Consider the following 278-nt stretch of genomic DNA (forward strand, 5'->3'; position numbering starts at 1 on the left):
AGAAATCAACATTCACCATCATCACGATGGAATGCTCATTTCTAAGCTTTATACGTCAGAAGCAGTAGTGGTGGAGCCAAACGGGATCGAACCGTTGACCTCCTGCGTGCAAGGCAGGCGCTCTCCCAGCTGAGCTATGGCCCCGTATTTCTACAGGCGTTTCCCACACAAAATTGGTGGGTCTGGGCAGATTCGAACTGCCGACCTCACCCTTATCAGGGGTGCGCTCTAACCAACTGAGCTACAGACCCAATTTCGGGCTGCTTCTTATCGTCTTC

At 51.8% G+C, this 278-nt stretch carries 2 tRNA genes; both read right to left on the reverse strand.

Annotation, left to right across the window (positions count from 1 at the left end):
* Positions 1-68 precede the first annotated feature (68 nt).
* A tRNA-Ala gene (locus ACM6IR_RS25125) sits at positions 69-144 on the reverse strand.
* Between the two features lie 30 nt (positions 145-174).
* Positions 175-251 (reverse strand) — tRNA-Ile (locus ACM6IR_RS25130).
* Positions 252-278 lie beyond the last annotated feature (27 nt).

This window comes from Pseudomonas sp. IT-P253 (assembly GCF_949768125.1).
GTDB lineage: Bacteria > Pseudomonadota > Gammaproteobacteria > Pseudomonadales > Pseudomonadaceae > Aquipseudomonas.